15 protein-coding genes and 1 riboswitch are annotated in these 17,233 nt (G+C 39.3%); of the genes, 9 read left to right on the top strand and 6 right to left on the bottom strand.

Annotated features, from left to right (window positions below):
* The first annotated feature begins 127 nt into the window (after positions 1-127).
* Positions 128-1,672 (top strand): peptide chain release factor 3, encoded by a 1,545-nt coding sequence (locus HMPREF2637_RS08335; protein ID WP_002884210.1) that lies wholly within the window; start codon positions 128-130, stop codon positions 1,670-1,672.
* Positions 1,673-1,917: 245 nt separating this feature from the next.
* Here the strand turns inward: HMPREF2637_RS08335 and HMPREF2637_RS08330 are convergent, their stop codons facing one another.
* The 3 genes from HMPREF2637_RS08330 to thiT all read right to left on the bottom strand — a co-directional run bounded on the left by HMPREF2637_RS08330 (position 1,918) and on the right by thiT (position 4,819).
* The gene (locus tag HMPREF2637_RS08330) at positions 1,918-3,096 is read right to left on the bottom strand and encodes a ryptide export MFS transporter (RefSeq protein WP_002891576.1); all 1,179 of its coding nucleotides are present in this window, start codon (positions 3,094-3,096) and stop codon (positions 1,918-1,920) included.
* A gap of 116 nt (positions 3,097-3,212) precedes the next feature.
* Positions 3,213-4,076, bottom strand: coding sequence for a helix-turn-helix domain-containing protein (locus tag HMPREF2637_RS08325; protein ID WP_002891575.1), 864 nt, complete (start codon positions 4,074-4,076; stop codon positions 3,213-3,215).
* 167 nt (positions 4,077-4,243) lie between these two features.
* The gene (thiT, locus tag HMPREF2637_RS08320; protein ID WP_037599205.1) at positions 4,244-4,819 is read right to left on the bottom strand and encodes an energy-coupled thiamine transporter ThiT; all 576 of its coding nucleotides are present in this window, start codon (positions 4,817-4,819) and stop codon (positions 4,244-4,246) included.
* Positions 4,820-4,899: 80 nt separating this feature from the next.
* Positions 4,900-5,018, bottom strand: a riboswitch (TPP riboswitch).
* A 103-nt stretch (positions 5,019-5,121) separates the two neighbouring features.
* On the opposite strand from thiT, the gene HMPREF2637_RS08315 reads away from it, so the two are divergent.
* The 4 genes from HMPREF2637_RS08315 (at position 5,122) to HMPREF2637_RS08300 (ending at position 9,906) form a co-directional block, all read left to right on the top strand.
* Positions 5,122-5,502, top strand: coding sequence for a PH domain-containing protein (locus HMPREF2637_RS08315; RefSeq protein ID WP_021152428.1), 381 nt, complete (start codon positions 5,122-5,124; stop codon positions 5,500-5,502).
* Positions 5,503-5,514: 12 nt separating this feature from the next.
* Entirely contained in the window at positions 5,515-6,420 is a 906-nt protein-coding gene (locus HMPREF2637_RS08310; protein WP_037602792.1) for a magnesium transporter CorA family protein, read from the top strand.
* Between the two features lie 194 nt (positions 6,421-6,614).
* On the top strand, positions 6,615-8,204 hold the full coding sequence (locus tag HMPREF2637_RS08305; RefSeq protein ID WP_037602793.1) for a degradosome RNA helicase CshA: 1,590 nt from the start codon (positions 6,615-6,617) through the stop codon (positions 8,202-8,204).
* A gap of 124 nt (positions 8,205-8,328) precedes the next feature.
* Positions 8,329-9,906: a hypothetical protein gene (locus HMPREF2637_RS08300; RefSeq protein ID WP_141760032.1), complete on the top strand. Its 1,578-nt coding sequence runs from the start codon at positions 8,329-8,331 to the stop codon at positions 9,904-9,906.
* 12 nt (positions 9,907-9,918) lie between these two features.
* Here HMPREF2637_RS08300 and HMPREF2637_RS08295 read toward each other — a convergent pair whose 3' ends face one another.
* From HMPREF2637_RS08295 to HMPREF2637_RS08285, 3 genes are read right to left on the bottom strand one after another with little or no spacing between them, the layout of a single operon-like run.
* Complete coding sequence (locus HMPREF2637_RS08295; RefSeq protein ID WP_037602798.1) at positions 9,919-10,188, bottom strand: GIY-YIG nuclease family protein; 270 nt, start codon at positions 10,186-10,188, stop codon at positions 9,919-9,921.
* Between the two features lie 3 nt (positions 10,189-10,191).
* Complete coding sequence (locus HMPREF2637_RS08290; RefSeq protein ID WP_037602802.1) at positions 10,192-10,956, bottom strand: tRNA1(Val) (adenine(37)-N6)-methyltransferase; 765 nt, start codon at positions 10,954-10,956, stop codon at positions 10,192-10,194.
* A 49-nt stretch (positions 10,957-11,005) separates the two neighbouring features.
* Positions 11,006-11,941: a polysaccharide deacetylase family protein gene (locus tag HMPREF2637_RS08285; protein ID WP_064525616.1), complete on the bottom strand. Its 936-nt coding sequence runs from the start codon at positions 11,939-11,941 to the stop codon at positions 11,006-11,008.
* 129 nt (positions 11,942-12,070) lie between these two features.
* On the opposite strand from HMPREF2637_RS08285, the gene HMPREF2637_RS08280 reads away from it, so the two are divergent.
* The 4 genes from HMPREF2637_RS08280 (at position 12,071) to HMPREF2637_RS08265 (ending at position 17,206) form a co-directional block, all read left to right on the top strand.
* On the top strand, positions 12,071-12,826 hold the full coding sequence (locus HMPREF2637_RS08280; protein ID WP_002891566.1) for a lysophospholipid acyltransferase family protein: 756 nt from the start codon (positions 12,071-12,073) through the stop codon (positions 12,824-12,826).
* A 106-nt stretch (positions 12,827-12,932) separates the two neighbouring features.
* Positions 12,933-13,628, top strand: coding sequence for a helix-hairpin-helix domain-containing protein (locus tag HMPREF2637_RS08275; protein ID WP_064524213.1), 696 nt, complete (start codon positions 12,933-12,935; stop codon positions 13,626-13,628).
* A complete protein-coding gene (locus HMPREF2637_RS08270) occupies positions 13,618-15,858 on the top strand; it encodes a DNA internalization-related competence protein ComEC/Rec2 (RefSeq protein ID WP_070839924.1) in 2,241 nt (746 codons plus the stop codon). The genes HMPREF2637_RS08275 and HMPREF2637_RS08270 overlap by 11 nt, the downstream gene beginning before the upstream one ends.
* A gap of 85 nt (positions 15,859-15,943) precedes the next feature.
* On the top strand, positions 15,944-17,206 hold the full coding sequence (locus HMPREF2637_RS08265) for a UDP-N-acetylglucosamine 1-carboxyvinyltransferase (RefSeq protein ID WP_060971749.1): 1,263 nt from the start codon (positions 15,944-15,946) through the stop codon (positions 17,204-17,206).
* The last annotated feature ends 27 nt before the right edge of the window (positions 17,207-17,233 follow it).

Raw genomic sequence — 17,233 nt, 5'->3', positions numbered from 1 at the left:
TTTTCAATCTGGTAAAACTCAGTAGCTATGGAGCATAGACATTTTGCAATTTTTAAGGAAGCTACTGACGTCCGATACCGCTAAGGAAAAGTATCAAAAAGATTATTTTTAAAGAAGAAAGAAAATTATGAGTATCCAAGACGAAATCAAAAAACGCCGTACTTTTGCCATCATCTCTCACCCCGATGCTGGTAAAACAACAATTACTGAACAATTGCTTTACTTTGGGGGTGAAATCCGTGAAGCTGGTACCGTAAAAGGTAAGAAAACCGGAAATTTTGCCAAATCAGACTGGATGGATATTGAGAAACAACGTGGTATCTCAGTAACTTCATCTGTGATGCAGTTTGACTATGCTGGCAAACGTGTCAATATCCTTGATACCCCAGGGCACGAGGACTTCTCAGAAGATACCTACCGTACCCTTATGGCGGTTGATGCTGCCGTCATGGTTGTTGACTCAGCTAAAGGTATCGAGGCCCAAACCAAAAAACTTTTCGAAGTTGTTAAACACCGTGGGATTCCTGTCTTCACCTTCATGAACAAATTGGACCGTGATGGACGTGAACCACTTGACCTCCTGGAAGAGTTGGAAGAAGTGCTTGGTATTGCCAGCTACCCAATGAACTGGCCTATCGGTATGGGTAAAGCCTTCGAAGGACTTTACGACCTCTATAACGAACGCTTGGAGCTTTACAAAGGTGACGAGCGCTTTGCCAAGATTGAAGATGGTGATACTCTTTTTGCCAACAACCCATTCTATGAGCAAGCTAAAGAAGATATTGAACTCTTGACAGAAGCGGGTAATGAATTCTCTGAGGAAGCTATTTTAGCTGGTGAATTGACACCGGTCTTCTTCGGTTCTGCCCTTACTAACTTTGGGGTTCAAACCTTCCTCGATACCTTCCTCAAATTTGCACCAGAACCACATGGTCACAAGACAGTGGATGGCGATGAGATTGATCCTCTCAACAAGGATTTCTCTGGTTTTGTTTTCAAAATCCAAGCTAACATGGACCCACGTCACCGTGACCGTATTGCCTTTGTTCGTATCGTGTCTGGTGAATTCGAGCGTGGTATGAGTGTTAATCTAACACGTACTGGTAAAGGAGCTAAGCTCTCTAACGTCACTCAGTTTATGGCTGAATCCCGTGAAAATGTCGAAAATGCCGTTGCTGGAGATATTATCGGGGTTTACGATACAGGAACTTACCAGGTTGGTGATACCCTTACTGTAGGTAAAAACAAATTTGAATTTGAGCCCCTACCAACCTTTACGCCCGAGTTGTTCATGAAAGTTTCTGCTAAAAACGTCATGAAGCAGAAGTCCTTCCATAAAGGAATTGAACAATTGGTGCAAGAAGGAGCCATCCAGCTCTACACCAATTACCAAACAGGTGAATATATGCTTGGTGCCGTTGGTCAACTTCAGTTTGAAGTTTTCAAACACCGTATGGAAAATGAATACAATGCCGAAGTCGTTATGACACCAATGGGTAAAAAGACTGTGCGTTGGATTCAACCTGAGGACCTCGATGAACGCATGTCATCAAGCCGAAATATCTTGGCCAAAGACCGCTTTGATCAACCAGTCTTCCTCTTTGAAAATGACTTTGCCCTCCGTTGGTTTGCGGATAAATATCCAGATGTAACATTGGAAGAGAAGATGTAATACGGCGCAAAAGATGACGATTATAAATCGTTCATCTTTTGACGCTAGCCACTATCTTGTGGCTAGCTAGCCGTCTCACTAACTACGTCAGACGAATAATATCGATTCGTCTGACTTCGTGTCGTAATATCTTAATAATGATATCTACGCTACGTCTCTAAAACAACACAAAATATAGGACTATCTAATCAGATAGTCCTATATTTTTTATAAACCTAATAGTTATCAAGTATAGCTATGATAAATTACTTTAGATAATCACGATTATGATAAATCAAGCCAGCTTCCAAAAGTATGCAAATTGTTGATAGCCAGAAACTTGTTGTAATTCCAAAACTTTCAGTAATAGAACTCATCAGAAAGACGAAAACTGAGAAAGCAAGGGTTGAAATGACTTCAAATACAGAATAAACATGTACTAACTGATTTTCATCCACAGTTTCTTGAAGAAAGACACTTTCAGGGACTTCTTTTAACTGAGAAAAGAAGCCGATTAAACTTGAGAAAATTAAAAATGTTTGTGTGTTTGAGAAAAAGAGGATACTGGCTGTGATGGTCGCCATTGCTAAGAGTGGAAAGAGAATACTTTTCCACTTATGAACTAAAAACTTTTCGGATAGTTTGTAGACAATTATTCCACCTAAAATGATACCAAGGGAATAGGCTGTATTTGAGTAGCCCCAGTAACTTTCAGTTTGTTTTAACACCTCGGTTACAAAAACAAGGATTACAGATGACACCCAGATTGTATTGGAGAAGTCCTCTAATAAATTTGCTTGGACAAATAACTTTAATTTAGGATTTTTTGCAACTAACTTCCATCCTTTTACTAGAGTATCCAGATTAGTCTCCGCCTCTAACTGCTCTATTTTAGCCTGTGGGAGAAAGAGCATCACAGAAGTAGAAAGAAGATAAAGAAATAGGACTATCAACATTGTAGAAAATAGGCCAACCGAAGCGTAAAGGAGTCCTCCTAGTCCCCAACCAATCAATTGCACTCCCTCACCACTCATTGATAAGGCAGCATTTGCCTTTCCCAAATTTGTGGCATATCTAGGAATCATGGCAAAAGATACGGGCGACGCAAAGCCATCTAAGATAGAAATAGCGACAACAAAGATATACATTCCTAAGGCTGGAACAAATTGAGCCTTAAAGAGCATTACAAGGAGTATTGCTAATAGAAAAGTCTTTCCACATTGAGTGAATGAAAGCACACTATTTAGGGCTAGTTTTTTAGTCACCAATGGCACTAAAAGGCTTGCCACGAAAGCTGACAATCCGATTAGAATGGGAACCATTGAGGTCGCAATAACGGATTTTGTAATGACGTAGATGTTTGCGATGAGAGATACCCTGAGGAAAATGTCAGCTAAATTAGCAAATAATTGAGAGAGAAGTAATTTCAGAAAGGATTTAGACATATCGTTTCTCCATACCGGTTACCAAATCTGGAAATGAAATTGGATTCACATATTTATTAAACAAAATAATTTTACAAGAATAATAATCTTATTTAATAAATTCCCATATATGCTTTCTAACTATTTTCCTCTATCAATTTTTTCAAATGTGTTTCATAAGTCTTTGCAATATGCTCGCTCCCTGCCAATTTCATGGCCCCAATATATTTTTTCATTTCGATAATGGACTGATTATTTCCTTCTTTTTTATATTGATAATAATTTTGTGCATATTGAAAAACCAATCGTTCATAAATTTCAGTCTCGATAAAAAAGCATTGGTTTAATTGTTTTTCAAAATACCGTGCATCAATGAGTTCTTCTCTTTCTATGCATGTAATATAAACATTTAATAACATGGTTGATATCATGCGTCGATTATTAGGAATCTCTTTGTAAAAATCAGACCTTCTAGACATCTCCTTTGCCAAAACCATAAGAGTCTCATGGTTCAACACATCTAAGGTATTTGCAAAAATCAATAATTCATAATACCCCCAGTACTCGACACTAAATAGATAATCGGTTAAATCGGTTAGGTCTTGCTGTGTATAATAGCTTTCTCCCGATAAATCCTGCAAGCGAATTTTTAATAAAATAGTATTAATGTGATGAAACTTCTCTCGTTTAGGTTCTGATTCTAATTGAGAATTAAGTAACTTCTTTAATCCATCGATATCATGAGTTGATACAAAAAGTCGAATTTTTGACAATAGCTCATTCAGATCATCACGATGAAAATCATGGACAGCATACATGAATTCGTCAATGGGCATATTAATCTCGTCTAATATTAACATAAACTTTGTAATGGTTAAGTCTGTCTGTCCTTTTTCAAAACGAGACAGTTGAGATGTCGAGATACCAGCTTTTGCGACATCTTTTAACCGTATCCCTCTTGATTTACGAAATTTTTTAAAAATTGCTCCAAATTTTTTCATGGAAGCCTCCAGTTTGCATATATGGGAATATCTATTTTTTTGTATCTTAACATAAAATACAGGAAAACAAAAGTGAGGTTATTACTGTGAATAGGCAATGATTGCTGTTTTTTATAAACACACAAAAAACCATAGGACTGTCAATTAAGACTGTCCTATGGTTTCTTTTATTTTTCTGTATTGAGTAATCTGCCTAGGAATCGTTGCAGGGCGAAGAAAACAATAAGGCTTGCCAATGTTTCTCCTAGGAAAGATGAGCTATTGACAATGAGTGAATAGAGATAAGGGCTTTGTCCCTTAGGGGCATAGCTTCCCCAAAAGATGACACCGGCTATAAAGTGAATGAGGTAACGAGCAAAGCTACCAAGCAGAATCCCCCAAGTGATAAGCATCAGAGACTTGACTTTATTGTCTTGTTTAATGGCTTTATCAAGGGCTGGTTTGACCACACCACTAATACCAATCAGACTAAAGGCGACAAAGTACTCCAGAAAACCTTGTGTCAAGGTCAGCCAACCACCGGCGGCTTGCCCTGTAACAACTTGAAGTAGCCCCCAGATAAGACCTCCCATAGCACCAGCTTTTAAGCCCCAGCGAAAACTGAGGAGAAAGATGGGCACCATCTTAAAGGAAAGGGAAATCCAAGGGCCTAGGGACATGGGTTGAGTAACCAAGTCGAGAATGTAAGCAATGGTTGCAAAAAGGGCAACCTCAATCATTGGTCGAATACTTGTTTTCGACATAAAAAAACCTCCTATACCAATCGTCTTGATTGGCTATTTTTGCCACATCAAAACGTTGTCATAGAAGTTCTTCTATTTCAATCTATTTTGAGACACATCCCTACGCAGGTCCTAACCTGATCAGGTGGTAAGAGTTTAGGCAAGTCTTGAAAAAAATTCAAGCTAGCCATTCTCAGCAATTGCTCCTCTTGTGACTCCTTAATTGTACTACCAGAAACCCATTTCTGCAAGTATCTGAAATCCTAAAATTGTGGTATAGTTAAAGCAAGGATTATCTTTACAATAAAAAAGGAGAAATAACTATGGGACTTTTTTCAGGACTGCTTGGCAATGCATCTAAAAAAGATAATGATAAGGTTGAGCGCCAATTGGAGGGCATCTTAATTCCAGGTGAACAGGTGGAGTTAGCCTATGTCCTTGTTCGTGACTTGATTGTCTTTACAGAGAAGCGCTTGATTTTAGTCGATAAACAAGGTGTCACAGGGAAGAAAACCTCTTACAAGTCTATCCCTTATCACTCGATTTCTCGTTTTACTGTAGAAAGTTCGGGGCACTTTGACCTAGATGCTGAACTTAAGATTTGGATTTCATCAGCACTTGAGCCTGCAGAAGTGCTTCAATTTAAGAGCGATAATAATGTTTTTGAAATCCAACAAGCTTTGGCAGCAGCAGTGCTAGAGTAATGAGGAAGAAAAATGTTTATTGAAAAAGAACTGGGTTATAAGCGTCACTGGATTAATATTGACTCAGATATTATTTCTGAGCAATCCTACCTTTATACCAAGTATGATATTGACCAAGAAACCATAGAGTATGCCTTGGATAAAAATGAACGAGCCCACATGGATTACAACCGTGAGACTGGGACAATCACCTTTATCTATAATGTTCTGGCGCTTGAAAAGGACAAGGAACACTATGAAACCATTCCTCTGACCTTTATTGTTCAAGATACACGTTTGGTGACCATTAGTAACGAGGATAACGCTTATGTGATAAGCAAGATGCAAGATTATGTGGATAACCATGAGGATTTGTCTATCTACAAATTGCTCTTTGCAGGCCTTGAGATGATTTCAAATGCCTATTATCCCGTTATTGAACGCTTGGATCAGCAAAAAGATGAGGTTAGTCGACGCCTAAGGCAGACAACGACGAGTAAGAATCTTTACGACCTTTCAGATTTGGAAACAGGCATGGTCTATTTGGTAGCTGCCGCTACACAAAATCGTCTTCTTTTGGAACACATCAAGGGGCACGCCATTTATCGTCGTCTCAATGAGGTCGAAAAAGAACAGTTTGATGATGCTATGATTGAAGCTAGACAGTTAGTAGCCATGACGGACCTCATTTCTAAGGTCTTACAGCAACTATCAGGTTCTTATAATAATATCCTAAACAACAATCTGAACAACAACTTGAGCAATCTGACCATTATTGAGGTACTCTTGGGAGTGCTTGCCGTTATTACCGGTTTCTTTGGGATGAATGTTCCTCTACCGTTTATGACTGTCAGTCCAGCCTGGATTTTCATCATTATCGGTAGTGCGATTCTTTGTTTGGTCTTGGCCCGCTACTTGCGTTGGTTGGTCCATAAATAATAATTAGTGAGTGAAACCGTCTTCTCAAATTGGAGGCGGTTTTAAAACGTTATTCACTGTCTTTTTATTCTTAAATATGATAGACTAGATAAGTTGTTAAAATAAACGACTATTAAATACAGGTAGTTAACATACTACACAACCAAGTCTCATAAGGTGGCTTCGCACCGCCTTCAAATAGAAAGAAGAATACTTTGAAATTTACAGATTTAAACCTATCAGAAGACATCCAATCAGCTGTTGTAGCTGCCGGTTTTGAAAAGCCATCACCTATCCAAGAGTTGACGATTCCACTCGCTCTTGAAGGTAAGGATGTTATCGGTCAGGCCCAAACTGGTACTGGTAAAACAGCTGCCTTTGGTTTGCCTACCCTAGATAAAATTCGTACAGAAGAAAATACAATCCAAGCCCTTGTGATTGCCCCAACACGTGAGTTGGCAGTGCAATCTCAAGAAGAGCTTTTCCGTTTTGGCCGTGATAAGGGCGTTAAGGTTCGCTCAGTCTACGGTGGCTCTAGCATTGAGAAACAAATCAAGGCCCTCCGTTCAGGTGCCCACATTGTAGTAGGGACACCAGGTCGTCTCCTTGACCTTATCAAACGTAAGGCTCTTAAACTCAATAATATCGAGACTTTGATTTTGGATGAAGCTGATGAAATGCTTAACATGGGCTTCCTTGAAGACATTGAAGCTATCATTAGCCGAGTACCAGAAGAACGTCAAACCCTTCTCTTCTCAGCAACTATGCCTGATGCTATCAAACGTATTGGCGTTCAGTTCATGAAAGATCCTGAGCATGTGAAAATCAAGGCTAAAGAATTGACCAATGTTAACGTTGACCAATACTTTATCCGAGTGAAGGAACAAGAGAAGTTCGATACCATGACTCGTCTTATGGATGTTGACCAACCTGAATTGTCAATCGTCTTTGGACGTACCAAACGTCGTGTGGACGAGTTGACACGTGGTTTGAAACTTCGTGGTTTCCGTGCAGAAGGTATCCACGGTGACCTTGACCAAAACAAACGTCTTCGTGTTATCCGTGACTTCAAGAACGACCAAATCGATATTTTAGTTGCGACAGACGTTGCGGCGCGTGGTCTTGACATTTCCGGTGTTACTCATGTCTACAACTATGATATTCCACAAGATCCAGAAAGCTACGTTCACCGTATTGGACGTACAGGACGTGCAGGCCAATCAGGTCAATCGATTACTTTCGTTGCTCCAAACGAAATGGGTTACTTGGGAATCATCGAAAACTTGACTAAGAAACGCATGAAAGGTCTTAAGCCACCAACAGCTCAAGAAGCTTTCCAGGCTAAGAAGAAAGTTGCCCTTAAGAAAATCGAACGTGACTTTGCGGATGAAGCTATCCGTTCTAACTTTGACAAGTTCAAGGGCGATGCGGTTAAATTGGCTCAAGAATTCACACCTGAAGAATTGGCGCTTTACATCTTGAGCTTGACCGTTCAAGATCCAGAGACAATGCCAGAAGTGGAAATTGCGCGTGAAAAACCATTGCCATTCAAACCATCAGGTGGTGGCTTTGGTGGTAAAGGCGGTAAAGGTGGCCGTGGCAACCGCGGTCGCGATAACAACCGTCGTGGTGGATACCGTGGTGACCGTAACCGCGATGACCGAGACGGCGGCGGACGTCGTGACTTCAAACGCAAGTCTAAGAAGAATAGCCGTGACTTCGAAAACCATGGCAACAAACGCCCACACCGTACCTCAAGCGAAAAGAAAAACGGCTTTGTTATCCGTAACAAGGGTGATAAATAAACAATGAAAATGCTCTATGAAAATAGAGTGTTTTTTGTTATACTTGCATGTAATGAAATTCTGAGAGAATATTCATTTTAAATTAGGAAAAATTATAAATATGAGGTATAGGATGTATTTTCGGATGATTGAAAAATTTTTTAGGTGGATTAGGTATCCACAATATATAATGTTTTTACTTGAGGGATGTTTCTTACTTTTATCTTTTTCTATAGATAATAATTTATTTTATACTAAAGTTAGTACACTTAGATACTTTTTTCTTACATTTTTTATTAGCGCATTAAAATTATCTCAACTAGCATTATTTATTACAATCTTTGGTTTTAGAATTGGTGTGGATTATGGCGGGTTAAAACATCAATTTAATTCAGATAAATTAGTAAATATAGCTAACAAAGTATTAATCATCACTCTTTTGATAACATATTTCGAAGTGCTTGCTTTCATATTAGAGAATATGATTAACAATAAGAGCCTAACATTGAATTATTCAATATTAGGAAATATTTTTGATAAGAGTCAATTTCTCTCAATGTTGCCTATGATTTTCATATTCTTCTTTGCTTTGGAGATGCCTTTATTTATGTTTAAAGTCTCACCATTTGTATTATATACTTTTATAGCTCTTCCATTGTTATTATTATCCTCAATAGGAGTTCAGAAGGGAATTATCACATGGGCATTTCTTGCCTTTCTACTTATTACTATTGGTATCAATTTTTATGATAAGGTTTTAGTGAATTATAAGGGAATTGAAATTGACGATTATAGAATTTTAGAAAAAAAGATTAAATATTTATTTACTGTTGCATGCATCTATTTTGGCCTTTTATCATCTGAATTGATAATAGGATTTAAATGTTATAATTTATTCGTTAGAAGTACTCCTATCCCTGAAATAGTAAATATTCTGATGAATGGTTCAATCAAAATAATAATTCTCTTATATTTATACGCTATTATTATAGAATACGAAGATAAGATTTATTATTGGATAATAGCTAGGATTTATTCTCGAGAATTAAAACCAATTTATGGTAATTATAAAAGAGTTGTTAGAGAGAGAAAAGGATTCAAAATTCTGAGTGGAGATTATTTCTTAGTCGAAGAGCGAGAGACATCTCTAATGACTGTGATATTGGATGATAATGTTAAGGAAGAAGTAGAATTAGATAATGTTCTAAAGCATTCATTTGATGTAATACAAATTGAAAATGACTATTATGTTACAAAAGAGAATAAACTATTAGAAGAAATTTCAACTTTGTCGTTAAGTGGAGGTTATCAGAAATTAGGAAGACCCTTTAGGAGTGTATTTCCATTATTGGTAGTTTTAGGATTATTGTTCAGTGTATCACTTTATTTTGAGAAATATCATTCTAGTATTGATGGATATTATGTTAGAGTGATAATCAGAAAGAATTTGAGTTACAAATATAGTATTAACGAGAACGAAAAAATAAAAGTAGAGGATGATTCCTTTTATTATCGAGGTGAAGTTAAAAATATTAATAGGGAAACACTTGCAATTAATAGAGGTAAATATTTTGGAAAATATTATCGTGGAATTTTGGAAATAGATAATTTTGAAAAATTAAGTAAAGATGACGAAAACTACTCCCAATATTATGTTAGGAGAGGTTCATCTATTTATAATGCAATTAAAGATAATAGTAAACATGCAAAAAATATAAATTAATAAAACACACGGTTATTTTTCCGTGTGTTCTTTGATATAGGCTAGTTTTTTCTCTCGGCTTTTTTTCTTAAAGAGTGCTTCTGCGCTCATGGCTTCAGGCTTGCTAGCGAAGGCTTCTGAGTAGAGGAGTTTAACTGGTAGGCGAGCTCTGGTATACTTAGCACCCCTGCCTGAGTTATGGGTTTTGAGGCGGCGTTCGACGTCTGTGGTGTAGCCTGTATAGAGGGTGCCATCAGCACACTCAACCACATACATGTAGGCCTTGCTATCCTTTTCTGTCATCGTTTAGGACTCACCTTTAGCCTTTTTTCCAAAGTAAATCTCAAAGATTTCGTCGGTATAGTCACCATTTTCCTTGTGCACAAAGAGAGGTGGAAGGATTTTCAAGCCATCTGTCGAGCCGTCTTTAATGGCTTCAATTAGGAGCATGTTAGCCTCACGTCCCATCTTAGGGTAGATAAACTGGATGCGTTTAGGTGCTAGATTGTACTGGCGCATGGTGTCAATGATATCCAAAAAGCGGTCAGGGCGATGTACCATAGCAATGCGTCCATTAGATTTGAGGGCATGACGAGCGACTTGGAAAATTTCTTCTAAATTGGTCGTAATTTCGTGGCGTGCCAAGAGGTAGTGCTCTGACAGATTTTTCTTAGACGTTTCTGTCGCCTTAAAGTAGGGAGGGTTACAGAGGATAAGGTCCACCTGAGATCGTGGGGCATGGTCAAGCAAATTTTTTAGGTCGTCATTGACAACAGTCACTTGATTCTCTAGTTGATTAAGAGTTACGGAACGCTTGGCCATATCAGCCAGGCGTTCTTGCAACTCAACCAAGGTAATCGGTGCCTCAGTGCGTGTGCTGGCAAAGAGGCCAACGGCACCATTTCCCGAACAGAGGTCGACAATTAATCCCTTCTTTGGAATTTTTGGAAACCGAGAGAGGAGGACGCTATCAATAGAGTAGCTGAAGACCTCCTTATTTTGAATGATTTTCACATCTGTGGAGAAGAGCTGGTCAATGCGTTCTCCGTCTTTTAAAATTGGATTTGTCATAGTTTTTATTGTAACAAAAAACAGCTCCCAAAGGAACTGTTGCGAGTGATTACTCTAGGACACCGAAGGTATATCCTTGATTTTTGAAATATTCGATAATTTGTGGAAGGGTCTGAACAGTCAGCTCCTTACCAGCAGTGTCGTGCATAAGCACAACCTTAACATGACTCTCAGGGAAATATTTTTGTGAACCGTCCAAGTAGGCCATCATGGTTTCAGATGTCGTTGGGCGAACAGAGGCGGGTTCTGCATCACCACAAAGCATGTTCCAGTCAATCCACTCGATACCTTCCTTGGCGAGGGCTTGGTCAGTACTTTCTAGACCTTGCCATGACATATGACCACCAGGATAACGGAAAATTCTTGTCTTGAAGTCCTTACCTAAGATAGCTTGGAAATTAGCCATGGTTTGGTTAACCTCAGAAACAATCTGACTTTGATTAGGAACACGTCCTGGATAAAGGAGATTAAAGTTGTGGCTGAGGCTATGGTTGGCAATAGCATGTCCTTCTGTAATTTGTCGTTTGAGGATGTCCGCATTTTCTTGTGTAATGGTGTAACCAATGTGGAAGAATGTGGCGTGAACACCGTATTCTTTCAAAATACTCATGACTTGTGGGGTCAGTGTTGGATCAATCCCATCGTCAAACGTTAAAAAGACGACCTTGTCGTCGATATCCTGAGACTTGCCTCGAATAGTGTTATTCACAGCAGTAACATCGTAAGCATAGTCAGAAGCTGCAATGCTGTGGTTACTACCTTTCTTGAGTTGTGTTTCATCATCTTCTTTAGCTTTTTCTGAAGATGAGCTTGTGCTATTAGCGACTTGTTCAGTCTTTTCAGCCTTGGCTACTTGTTCAGATTTCGTGTTATGGCGTTGGAATAGGACAAAGCCTAGGATAGCCAGAACAGCCAAGTTTGCAATAATGAGGCAAAGATTAAGTGCCTTTCGATTTTTCCCTATAATCTCAATACTTTTTTTCATAGTTACATTATAGCTCAAACTATTAGAAAGTGCCACACCATTTTCAATAGTTTACAAAGAAATTCGATGAAAAAAGCGCTCCTTTTTTTGGTATAATAGTAAAAAACTTGTAGAAAAAGAGGTGAAAACGTGTTTTACGCTTATTTACGTGGGCTTGTTGTCTTCCTTCTATGGATTATCAATGGGAATGCCCATTACCACAATCGCGATAAATTATTGAACAAGGACGAAAACTATATCTTGGTTGCTCCGCACCGAACTTGGTGGGACCCTGTTTATATGGCTTTTTCAGCTCGTCCTAAGCAGTTTATTTTCATGGCTAAGAAAGAACTCTTCAAGAGTCGTATCTTTGGTTGGTGGATCCGTATGTGCGGAGCCTTCCCAATTGACCGTGAAAATCCTGGTCAAGAAGCTATCAAGTACCCTGTTAACATGCTTAAGAAGAGTAAGCGTAGTTTGATTATGTTCCCAAGTGGTAGCCGCCATTCATCTGATGTTAAGGGTGGGGTTGCAGTTATCGCTAAGATGGCTAAGGTTAAGATTATGCCGGTTGTCTATCAAGGACCTCGTGAACTCAAGGGGCTCTTGACAGGTGAACGTGTGGATATGAACTATGGTAATCCCATTGATATTTCAGATTTGAAGCGTTTGAATGACGAAAATATCCAAGAGGTTGCTCGTCGTATCCAATCTGAATTTGATCGCCTTGATGAGGAAGCTTTGAGCTATCAAACAGGCAAGAAACCCAATCCTTTGACTTATATTTACCGAGTACCTCTCGGTATTGTGGCTATCATTGCGGTACTTTTGACCATGGTTTTCTCATATGTAGCTAGCTTTGTTTGGAATCCTGAAAAACATCGTGCCAAAGAAACTCAGAAATAAGCTAAAAACTCTATCAGACATAGATCTGATGGAGTTTTTTACTTTTTGATATTTTTTAAAATTTTTTACGAATAAGAAAGAAAATATATCAATTAAGGAGATTAGCGTGAAGGAAAAGATTCTAGCCTATGTCAAAGATAATCGTCTGTTTGTGAGTGTCATCGCTGTACTGATGGTGATTTTTTGCTTCTTTCTATGGATGACTTGTGGTGCCGGAAACAGCATGGAGGCGGAGACGTCTTATACAGATGTGACAACATTGTCAACCTCCTCATCCAAAGAAGGGTCAAAATCACTTACTGAAGTGTCTTCTCAGTCAAAGACGGAAGAAAGTGAAAAGGATAAGTCAAAAGTAACAGTGGATGTTAAAGGAGCCGTAGTCAAGCCAGGGGTTTATACGCTAAAAGCGGGCACTAGAGTGACTGACGCCATCAAAGCCGCTGGGGGAATGACCGAGGATGCGGATGCTAAGAGTGTTAATTTAGCCGCAAGCTTGTCAGACGAAGAGGTTATCTATGTGGCAACTAAGGATGAAAACCTTTCTGTCCTTGGTCAATCAGGAACTAGTCAGGATTCTGACAAAGGAGGGCAAACTAATGCTAAGGATGGGAAAATTAACTTAAATACAGCGACTGCAGAGGAATTGCAAACCATTTCTGGAATTGGAGCTAAGCGAGCAGAGGATATTATCGCCTATCGCGAAAGTCATGGTGGCTTTCAGTCCGTAGATGACCTGAAAAATGTTTCAGGAATTGGTGATAAAACGTTAGATAAAATCAGAGAGTCCATCTATGTGGCTTAAAAAAGCGCCAATCAGTCTTTTTTCCTTGTCTCTTTTAATAGCTGCCCTTTATTTTACGATTTTTGTCACTAATGTTTATGCTATTGGAACTTTTGTCTTTCTTATGGTCTGTTTTTTGAAGCATCATTGGAAGAATAAGACAGCCCTAAAGTTGGTGGGACTTGTAGGTAGTTTCTTTTTGGTCTACTTTTTATTCTTGCATCATAGAGCTAGCATACAAGATAAACAAGCCCCTGCTGAAATCAATCAGGTGACTCTGGTTGCTGATACGCTATCGGTTAATGGTGAGCAATTATCCGCTATCGGTAAGGCCAAGGGACAAAACTATCAGGTCTTTTACCGACTCAAATCTGAGAAGGAGCAGCATTTTTTCAAGACTACTAGTCAAACGCTAGTATTAAAAGGGAAAATTACGTTAACCCAAGCAACTGGTCAACGTAATTTTCAAGGGTTTAATTATCAGTCTTATCTAGCCAGTCAAGGCATTTATCGAATTGCTCAGATTGAGCGCTTGGACCATGTGGTACCTAAAAAATCTCTATCTCCCCTAGCTTTTTTTCATCAACTGAGGAGGAGGGCTTTGGTTCATATTCAGACGCACTTTCCTAATCCGATGAGACACTACATGACAGGCCTACTCTTTGGGTATTTGGATAAGGAGTTCGATGAGCAGAGTCAGCTTTACACGAGTTTAGGGATTATTCATCTATTCGCACTTTCGGGAATGCAGGTGGGCTTTTTTCTGGGATGGTTTCGCTACGGACTCCTACGCTTGGGCCTTCCTAAAGATTATCTATTTATTATCTTGCTGCCTTTTTCCTTATGCTATGCCTTAATGACAGGATGGACGGCTTCAGTCCTACGTTCCCTGATTCAAAGTTTGTTAGCGGAGTTTGGTATTAAAAAACTGGATAATATGGGAATAACCTTGCTTCTATTGTTTCTCTTTTTACCTCATTTTCTTTTAACAGTGGGAGGTGTTTTAAGTTGCTCCTATGCCTTCTTGTTATGTTTGTTTGATTTTGAGGAGATGTCATCACTTAAAAAGTCAATCTGTACAAGCTTAGTGTTAAGTCTTGGGATTTTGCCCTTTCTAACTTACTATTATGGGACCTTTCAACCGGTGAGTTTAATTCTGACGGCGATATTTTCGATAGTATTTGATAGCTTTCTCTTGCCTGTCTTGACGGTCTTCTTTGCCCTTTCGGGGTTGGTAATCTTTTCTCAAATCAACCCACTTTTTGAATGGATGGAGACCTTTTTGACTTGGATACAATCCTGGATAGGCCAGCCTTTAATTTTAGGGAAACCTAGTTTGTTACAGTTTAGCTTGATGATAGCTGTATTGGTTATGCTCTTTGATTTTTGGAAAAAGCCTCAGTTTAGGATTTGCCTTTTGATGATTTTTGGTCTTTTGATGGTCTGGGTCAAACATCCTTTAACCAATGAGGTGACTATGGTTGACGTTGGTCAGGGAGATAGTATTTTTCTGAGGAGTATGAAAGGCGATACCATCCTAATTGATGTGGGTGGCAAGGTGACTTTCGGTTCAAAGGAAAAATGGCAAGAGGCTAGTCAGACGAGCAATGCGGAGAAAACCTTGATTCCCTATCTACAGGCTAGGGGAGTGTCCCACATTGATCATCTGGTCCTGACTCATACGGATACAGACCATATTGGTGATTTGGAAGAAGTGGCCAAGCGGTTTAAGATTAAGGAAATCTGTGTCAGTCAGGGGGCTTTGACTAAGCCTAGTTTTGTGAAACGACTTAGGACTTTAAAATGCCCAGTTCGCACTCTAAAGGCTGGAGACAACTTACCCATGATGGGAAGTAAGCTACAGGTTCTTTATCCAAATAAAGTTGGTGATGGTGGTAACAATGATTCGATAGTTCTTTACGGAAAACTATTAGGAAGCATTTTTTTGTTTACGGGTGATTTGGAAAAAGAAGGTGAGGAGGAACTGATGGCCAGTTATCCCAATTTAAAGGCAAGTATCCTCAAGGCTGGACACCACGGTTCAAAGGGTTCTTCGTCTGAAGCGTTTTTGGATCAGTTGCATCCCTCCCTTGCCCTTGTTTCAGCTGGTGAGAACAATCGTTATAAACATCCGAATGATGAAACATTAGAACGTTTTAAGCAACGTCATATTAAGGTTTTACGAACAGATAAAGACGGGGCCATCCGTTTTAAGGGCTGGTTTAAATGGTCAAGTGAAACTGTCCGATAATTGTAAGAGTTCTTAATTTGTCATGCACCTCAATCTATGGTAGAATGTAAAAGCTAATATTCCAGTATAAGAAAGATTGAACAGTATGCGTAAAATTATCATCAACGGTGGTAAGAAACTTCAGGGAGAAGTTACAGTATCAGGGGCTAAAAATTCAGTTGTTGCATTGATTCCGGCCATCATTTTATCTGATGGAGTGGTTACTCTTGACGGGGTACCAGCAATCAGCGACGTCGATAACTTAATTGAAATTATAGAAGTAATGGGTGGTTCTGTTAAGCGTGATGGCGAAACACTCGAAATTGATCCACGAGGCGTTAAGGATATGCCAATGCCATTTGGTAAGATTAACAGTCTTCGTGCTTCTTACTATTTCTACGGTAGCTTGCTTGGACGTTACGGTCAAGCAACAGTAGGCTTGCCTGGTGGTTGTGATTTGGGACCACGTCCTATTGACCTTCACCTTAAGGCTTTTGAAGCGATGGGTGCTAGCATTTCCTATGAAGACGAATCTATGCGTATTGCGACTGATGCTGGTCAACGCATTAAGGGTGCTCATATCTACATGGATACGGTCAGTGTTGGAGCGACGATTAATACCATGTTGGCAGCGGCTAAAGCTGACGGTCGTACGGTCATTGAGAATGCGGCGCGTGAACCTGAGATTATTGATGTAGCAACTCTTCTTAACAATATGGGCGCACGTGTTCGTGGTGCTGGTACAGAAGTCATCACGATTGAAGGTGTAGAGAGCTTACATGGCACTCGTCATCAGGTTATTCCAGACCGTATTGAAGCGGGTTCCTACATTGCTATGGCCGCGGCTATCGGTAAGGGAATTAAGGTTAAAAATGTTCTTTATGAACACCTTGAAAGTTTTATCGCTAAACTTGAAGCAATGGGTGTTCGTATGACAGTTGAAGAAGATGCCATCTTTGTTGAAGAGCAAGGTGATTTAAAACCTGTTGATATTAAGACATCACCTTATCCAGGTTTTGCGACGGACTTACAACAACCGATGACACCATTGTTGTTGAAAGCAAGTGGTCGAGGAAAAATTATTGATACGATTTATGAGAAGCGTGTGAACCACGTTCCTGAATTGGCTCGTATGGGTGCTGATATTCAGGTACTCGGTGGACAAATTGTTTACAATGGTCCAACGCAACTCTCAGGTGCGCCAGTAAAAGCCAGTGATTTGCGTGCAGGTGCTGCACTTGTTACGGCAGGTCTTATGGCAGAAGGTCAAACTGAAATTACCAATATTGAGTTTATCCTTCGTGGGTATTCAAATATCATTGAGAAACTTTCTGACCTTGGTGCAGATATTCGTTTGATTGAAGATTAAGTCTAAGGTTCAACCCCTAGTGGTTGA

Source organism: Streptococcus sp. HMSC065H07 (genome assembly GCF_001837325.1).
In the GTDB taxonomy this organism is placed as follows: domain Bacteria; phylum Bacillota; class Bacilli; order Lactobacillales; family Streptococcaceae; genus Streptococcus; species Streptococcus salivarius_H.
Note: the sequence above shows the minus strand (reverse complement) of the source record. Positions and strands in the feature narration are given on the sequence as shown.

Bases quoted from the DNA above. Each gene is read 5' to 3' on its own strand.
- HMPREF2637_RS08325 (WP_002891575.1), bottom strand. From the start codon at position 4,076: ATGAAAAAATTTGGAGCAATTTTTAAAAAATTTCGTAAATCAAGAGGG.
- HMPREF2637_RS08330 (WP_002891576.1), bottom strand. From the start codon at position 3,096: ATGTCTAAATCCTTTCTGAAATTACTTCTCTCTCAATTATTTGCTAAT.
- HMPREF2637_RS08300 (WP_141760032.1), top strand. From the start codon at position 8,329: ATGATTGAAAAATTTTTTAGGTGGATTAGGTATCCACAATATATAATG.
- HMPREF2637_RS08335 (WP_002884210.1), top strand. From the start codon at position 128: ATGAGTATCCAAGACGAAATCAAAAAACGCCGTACTTTTGCCATCATC.
- HMPREF2637_RS08270 (WP_070839924.1), top strand. From the start codon at position 13,618: ATGTGGCTTAAAAAAGCGCCAATCAGTCTTTTTTCCTTGTCTCTTTTA.
- HMPREF2637_RS08295 (WP_037602798.1), bottom strand. From the start codon at position 10,188: ATGACAGAAAAGGATAGCAAGGCCTACATGTATGTGGTTGAGTGTGCT.
- HMPREF2637_RS08265 (WP_060971749.1), top strand. From the start codon at position 15,944: ATGCGTAAAATTATCATCAACGGTGGTAAGAAACTTCAGGGAGAAGTT.
- thiT (WP_037599205.1), bottom strand. From the start codon at position 4,819: ATGTCGAAAACAAGTATTCGACCAATGATTGAGGTTGCCCTTTTTGCA.
- HMPREF2637_RS08315 (WP_021152428.1), top strand. From the start codon at position 5,122: ATGGGACTTTTTTCAGGACTGCTTGGCAATGCATCTAAAAAAGATAAT.
- HMPREF2637_RS08285 (WP_064525616.1), bottom strand. From the start codon at position 11,941: ATGAAAAAAAGTATTGAGATTATAGGGAAAAATCGAAAGGCACTTAAT.
- HMPREF2637_RS08310 (WP_037602792.1), top strand. From the start codon at position 5,515: ATGTTTATTGAAAAAGAACTGGGTTATAAGCGTCACTGGATTAATATT.
- HMPREF2637_RS08290 (WP_037602802.1), bottom strand. From the start codon at position 10,956: ATGACAAATCCAATTTTAAAAGACGGAGAACGCATTGACCAGCTCTTC.